Raw genomic sequence first — 5,900 nt, 5'->3', positions numbered from 1 at the left:
TCCCCGCGCCTTCTCCCCGCGCCTTCTCCCCGCGCCTTCTCCCCGGTCCCGTCTACACCGCCCGCAGCACCGTCACCACCGCCGCGCCGCCCAGCCCGATGTTGTGCGCGAGGCCCGTCCGTGCCCCGGGCACCTGCCGTGCGCCCGCCTCGCCGCGCAGCTGCCAGACCAGCTCGGCCGTCTGCGCCAGCCCGGTGGCACCCAGCGGATGGCCCTTGGAGATCAGCCCGCCGGACGGGTTCACCACCCACCGGCCCCCGTAGGTCGTCGCGCCCGACTCGACCAGAGCGCCGGACTCCCCCGGCGCGCACATGCCGAGCGCCTCGTAGGTCAGCAGCTCGTTGACGGAGAAGCAGTCGTGCAGCTCGATCACGTCGACGTCCTCGATGCCGAGGCCGGCCCTCTCGTACGCCTGCCGGGCCGCGGCCCGGGACAGCGGCAGGCCGACGACGTCGACGCAGGAGCCGGAGGCGAAGGACTCCTCGGTGTCCGTGGTCATGGCCTGGCCGGCGATCTCGGCCAGGCCGGTCAGGGAGCGCTGCTGCGCGAACCGTTCCGAGACGACCACGGCGGCGGCGGCCCCGTCGGAGGTGGGCGAGCACTGGAGCTTGGTGAGCGGGCGGTGCACGGTGCGCGCGGCGAGGATGTCCGCGACCTCGTACACGTCGCGGAACTGGGCGTAGGGGTTGTGCGCGGAGTGCCGGTGGTTCTTGGCGGCGACCGCGGCGAGCTGGGCCTCGGTCGTGCCGTACGTCTCCATGTGTTCGCGGGCGGCGGCGGCGAAGATCTGCGCGGTCGGCGGGGCGGCCGCGAAGCCGTGCCGGGCGGCCATGATGCCGTAGTGCCGGGCGACGGGGGAGGTGGCGAGGTCCCCGCCGTCGGACCCGCCGCCGAGCGCCCCCTTCCGCATCTTCTCGAAGCCGAGCGCCAGCACGCAGTCGCAGGCGCCGCCCTCGACGAGCTGGCGGGCCAGCATCAGGGTGGTGGCGCCGGTCGCGCAGTTGTTGTTGACGTTGTAGACGGGGACGCCGGTCAGGCCGAGTTCGTAGGCGGCGCGCTGTCCGGCGGTGGAGGGCTGGAAGCAGTAGCCGACGGGAACCTGTTCCACGTCCGGGTACGCGATCCCGGCGTCGGCGAGCGCCGCGTCACCCGCCTCCCGGGCCATGTCCCAGTACTGCCATTCACGGGTCTCGGGCTTCTCGAACCTGGTCATCCCGACCCCGGCGACATAAGCCTTCATGGCGCGCCAGACTAGAACGTGTTCCATCAGGGCGCCAGACGCATGACGCGGCGTCAGAAACCCATGGACGGGTCAAGGATTCATTAGGGGCCCGAAGCAACGGAATAGTTGCCTGCGCATACGAGGTTTACCCAGGACTTATGACACGCGGAAGGCCTCACTCCATGACAGACACGCCGACCGACCAGCCCACCCGCGCAGCGGGCGGCGCGGTGGTCCCGGTGCTCGCCTTCGCGGGCATCGTCGTCGCGGTGATGCAGACGCTGCTCGTGCCGGTCATCAAGGACCTGCCGCAGTTGCTGGACACCGCCCCGAGCAACGCCACCTGGGTCCTCACCTCGACCCTGCTGTCCGGTGCCGTGGCCACCCCCATCATGGGCCGGCTCGGCGACCTCTACGGAAAGCGGCGCATGCTGATCTTCAGCCTCGCCGTGATGGTGGTCGGCGCCCTGGTCAGCGCGCTCACCAGCCAGCTGCTCACGATGATCGCGGGCCGGACCCTGCAGGGCTTCGCCATGGGCGCGATACCGCTGGGCATCGGCCTGATGCGCGACATGCTGCCGCGCGAGCGGCTCGGCTCGGCCATGGCCCTGATGAGCTCCTCGATCGGCGTCGGCGGCGGCCTCGCCCTGCCCGCCGCGGCACTCGTCGCCCAGCACGCGGACTGGCACGCCCTGTTCTACGGCGCCGCCGGCCTCGGCGTGCTGGCCATCGCGCTCACCCTCCTGGTCGTCCCGGAGTCCCCGATGCGCGCGAAGGGCACCTTCGACGTGTTCGGCGCGCTGGGCCTGTCCACCGGTCTGGTGCTGCTCCTGCTGCCCATCACCAAGGGCAGCGACTGGGGCTGGTCCTCCGGCACGACGCTCGGCCTGTTCGCCGCGTCGGTCGCCGTGCTCCTGCTGTGGGGCCTGTTCGAGCTGCGCACCAAGGCCCCCCTGGTCGACCTGCGCACCACCGCACGCCCGGCCGTCCTCTTCACCAACCTCGCGTCGATCATGGTCGGCGTCGCGTTCTACGTCGTCTCGCTCGTCCTGCCCCAGCTGCTCCAGCTGCCGAAGGCCACCGGCTACGGGCTCGGCCAGTCCATGGTGGTCGCCGGCCTGTGCGTGGCCCCGCTGGGCCTGACGATGATGTTCACCGCGCCGGTCTACGCCCGGCTGTCCGCCCGGTACGGCCCCAAGGTCACCCTCATCATCGGCCTGCTCGTCATCGCGGTCGGCTACGGCGGCGGACTCGGTCTGATGGACGCCGCCTGGCAGACGGTCCTCACCTCGGTGATCCTGGGCGCCGGCATCGGGCTCGCCTACTCCTCGCTGCCCGCGCTGATCGTCGGCGCGGTCCCGGCCTCGGAGACGGGCGCGGCCAACGGCCTGAACACCCTGATGCGGTCCATCGGCACGTCGGTGTCCAGCGCCGTCATCGGCATGGTGCTGGCCAACACCGCGAACGACGTGGGCGGCGTCGCGGTTCCCACCATGCACGGGTTCCGGGTCTCCTTCCTGATCGCCACGGCCGCCGTCGCGGCGGGCCTGCTGCTCGCGCTGTGCCTGCCGAAGGCCGGCCGCCCGGCCCCGCAGCACACGCAGCTGCGGGCGAGCAGCGAGGAGGACGCCGTGCTGGAGCGGGCCGAGGAGATCCTGCGGGGCTTCCGCGGCCGGGTCCTCGGCGCCGACGGCGCCCCGGTGGCCCGGGCCAAGGTCACCCTGATCGACCGGCGGGGCCGTCAGGCGGGCTCCACCGTCTCCGGCGAGGACGGGGCGTACGCCCTCGCCGTTCCGGCGCAGGGTGCGTACGTCCTCGCCGCGCGGGCCGTCGGCCACGGGCCGCTCGCCTCGTCCGCGACGCATCCGGGTGAGGAGCGGGCCGTCGACCTGGATCTCTCGCTGCCCGGCGAGACGGTCAGCGCCTGAGGGTGTCCGGTCGACCGGCGTGAGTCGCCACGCTGCCGCTTCTCAGGCGTGGAGGGGATGTGGACACGACGGCGTTCGCGAACGCCGTCGTGAGGCGGTCGACGGCGTCCTTCCCCGGTGGGAGGAGGCCGTTTTGCCGAACACGGTGTGGCGCCGCCCGCCCCCGCGGTGGTGGCGAAGGCGGCCGGCTTGCCCGCGTCGCGTCCGGTGACGGTCACGCGGTGGCCCTGCTCGAGCAGGGCGCGGGCGGCGGCGCCGATTCCGGTCGAGCCGCCGGTGATCAGCGTGACGGGGTCCATCAGGCGGCCTCCTCGGCGACGGGGTCATCGGGGCGGAGCGCCTGCACTGTACCCAGCGATCTTCGACGCTCTCCCCCGGCTTTCCCCGACGGCTCCGCTCCTGACCGTGGCTCAGGAGCCAGGCGGTGACCCACCCCCCGTCCCCCCGCCGACCGGGGGTGCGGCAGCATGGGGCGCCGGAACCGCCGTACGACCGAAGGGCCCCCATGTCCGTCGCACCCAAGCCCGAGATCCTGGCCGCGTTCGAGGCGGCGAAGGGGTTCATGCCCGTGGACGAGGGGCTGGCGCTGTACGCGGCGGCGGTGACGGCGGGCCGGCTGGGGCTGCCGCTGCTGGAGGTCGGTACGTACTGCGGGCGCTCCACGATCCTGCTCGCCGACGCGGCCCGCACCGCGGGGGTCACGGCGCTGACCGTCGACCACCACCGGGGCAGCGAGGAGCAGCAGCCCGGCTGGGACTACCACGACCCGGAGACGGTCGACCCGGAGGTCGGCCTCATGGACACGCTCCCGGCCTTCCGCCGCACGCTGTTCAGGGCCGGTCTGGAGGAGCACGTCGTCGCCGTCGTCGGGCGTTCCCCGCAGATCGCGCGGATCTGGAACTCCCCGCTCGGGTTCGTCTTCATCGACGGCGGCCACACCGACGAGCACGCCGGCGCCGACTACGAGGGCTGGGCGCCGCACGTGGCCGAGGGCGGCCTCCTGGTCATCCACGACGTCTTCCCGGACCCGGCGGACGAGTTCACGGGCCAGGCGCCGTACCGCGTCTACCTGCGGGCCCTTGAGTCCGGGGAGTTCACGGAGGTCTCGGCGACCGGCTCGCTGCGTGTCCTGCGGCGAACGGGAGCGGGGACCCGGGGCCGAGGTTAGAGTCGCAGACGTGTCGTACACAGGACCGGACCTCGATCCTCCGCAGCCCCGCCGGCCCCGGCGCGGCCCGCTGACCGTGGCGCTCGCCGCCCTGGTGCCCGGCGCGCTGCTCGGCTGGCTGGTCTACGAGGCGGTGGGCGGCGGGTCGGACGGCGAGGACCGTACGGCCTCCCCCGCGCCGGCCACGCACGGCTCCCCCCTGTCCTCCGCCCCGGCCTCCTCCCCGGGCGCCGACGGCAAGGCGTCCGCCCCGGCCTCGGCCGGTCCGCTGAAGGGGACGGTCGTCGTCGTCGACCCGGGCCACAATCCGGGGAACTTCCGGCACACGGCCGAGATCGACCGCCCGGTGGACATCGGGACCAACCGCAAGGAGTGCGACACCACCGGGACGTCGACCGACGACGGTTACAGCGAGGCGCGGTTCACGCTCGACCTGGCGCACCGGCTGCGGGCGGTCCTGGAACGGCAGGGCGCCACGGTGAAGCTGACCCATGACGGCGGCGGCCCGCCCTGGGGGCCGTGCGTGGACGAGCGGGCCCGGATCGGGAACGCGGCGCACGCGGACGCGGCGATCTCCCTGCACGCCGACGGCTCGGCCGCCGGCAACCGCGGCTTCCACGTCATCCTGCCGGGGTCCGTGCACTCCGGTGCGGCGGACACCCGCGGCATCGTCGGCCCCTCGCACGATCTCGGTGTGCGGATCGCGGGCGCCTACCTGCGCGAGACGGGCGAGCCGCCCTCCAACTACCTCGGCGGCGGTACCGGTCTGGTCACGCGGACGGACCTGGGTGGTCTCAATCTGTCAACGGTTCCCAAGGTGTTCATCGAGTGCGGCAACATGCGCGATAGCAAGGACGCGGCACTGCTGACCAGCGGCGCCTGGCGGCAGCGGGCCGCGCAGGGGATCTCTGAGGGAATCGTGAGTTTCCTGCGCGAGTCCTGACCGGTGGGCGGAACCGGCCGGACAGCCGGATCTTGTGGACGATAGTGTCTACCGACGACGAGACGACCTACGAAGGACCTGAAGTGAATATCCGCTCCCTCACTAGAGGCGACGGCGTGGTGATCGGAGCAGCGGTGGTGCTGTTCATCGCGTCGTTCCTCAGCACGTTCGACACCGACGGCAGTGACGTCCCCAACGCCTGGGACAACCTCGGCCTGGTGATGAGCATGTACGTCGGTGGCATCGTCGGCGCGGTCCTCATCGTCCTCGCTCGTGCCCTCCCGCAGCCGCGCAAGGTCATCGGCCTGGACCTCGGCCAGGTCGGCGTGGCCCTGACGCTCTTCGCCGCGTGGACCGCGTTCTGGACGATCATCGACCCGCTGGGCGCCTTCGACCGGTCGGACCTGCTCGACGTCGGCGCCGGCGCCGGTCTCATCCTGGGCCTGATCGCCGCGCTGCTGCTGGCGGCCGCCGCCATCGCCACCCCGCTGCTGCCCGCGCTCCAGGGCCCGCTGGTGCCGGCCGCCAAGCCGGCCGCCCCGCAGCCCTACGGCGCCCAGCCGCCCGGTGGTTACGGCTACCCGGGCGCCCAGCCCCAGCAGCCGTACGGCGCCCAGCCGCAGCCGGGCCAGCCGTTCG

At 73.0% G+C, this 5,900-nt stretch carries 5 protein-coding genes and 1 pseudogene; 4 read left to right on the top strand and 2 right to left on the bottom strand.

All coding sequences use genetic code 11. From position 1 onward, the window contains the following. Nucleotides 1–52 precede the first annotated feature (52 nt). Nucleotides 53–1,240, bottom strand: coding sequence for a beta-ketoacyl synthase N-terminal-like domain-containing protein (locus GT045_RS36580; protein ID WP_161336846.1), 1,188 nt, complete (start codon nucleotides 1,238–1,240; stop codon nucleotides 53–55). Nucleotides 1,241–1,404: 164 nt separating this feature from the next. Between GT045_RS36580 and GT045_RS36575 the strand changes: the two genes are divergently transcribed. After that, entirely contained in the window at nucleotides 1,405–3,150 is a 1,746-nt protein-coding gene (locus tag GT045_RS36575) for an MFS transporter (RefSeq protein WP_161288849.1), read from the top strand. Between the two features lie 200 nt (nucleotides 3,151–3,350). Here GT045_RS36575 and GT045_RS40325 read toward each other — a convergent pair. Continuing rightward, nucleotides 3,351–3,449, bottom strand: a pseudogene (locus GT045_RS40325) (short-chain dehydrogenase); the annotation flags it as partial. Nucleotides 3,450–3,655: 206 nt separating this feature from the next. Between GT045_RS40325 and GT045_RS36565 the strand changes: the two are divergent. The 3 genes from GT045_RS36565 to GT045_RS36555 all read left to right on the top strand — a co-directional run. After that, complete coding sequence (locus GT045_RS36565) at nucleotides 3,656–4,318, top strand: class I SAM-dependent methyltransferase (RefSeq protein ID WP_161288847.1); 663 nt, start codon at nucleotides 3,656–3,658, stop codon at nucleotides 4,316–4,318. Between the two features lie 10 nt (nucleotides 4,319–4,328). Beyond that, nucleotides 4,329–5,261, top strand: a complete 933-nt coding sequence (locus GT045_RS36560; RefSeq protein ID WP_345942870.1) for an N-acetylmuramoyl-L-alanine amidase — start codon at nucleotides 4,329–4,331, stop codon at nucleotides 5,259–5,261. 83 nt (nucleotides 5,262–5,344) lie between these two features. After that, nucleotides 5,345–5,900: DUF5336 domain-containing protein (locus GT045_RS36555; protein WP_161336847.1), on the top strand; the 556-nt coding region annotated here is incomplete at its 3' end.

It is taken from the genome of Streptomyces sp. SID486 (assembly GCF_009865385.1).
Lineage (GTDB): Bacteria > Actinomycetota > Actinomycetes > Streptomycetales > Streptomycetaceae > Streptomyces.
This window is presented reverse-complemented; position numbering and strand designations above follow the sequence as displayed.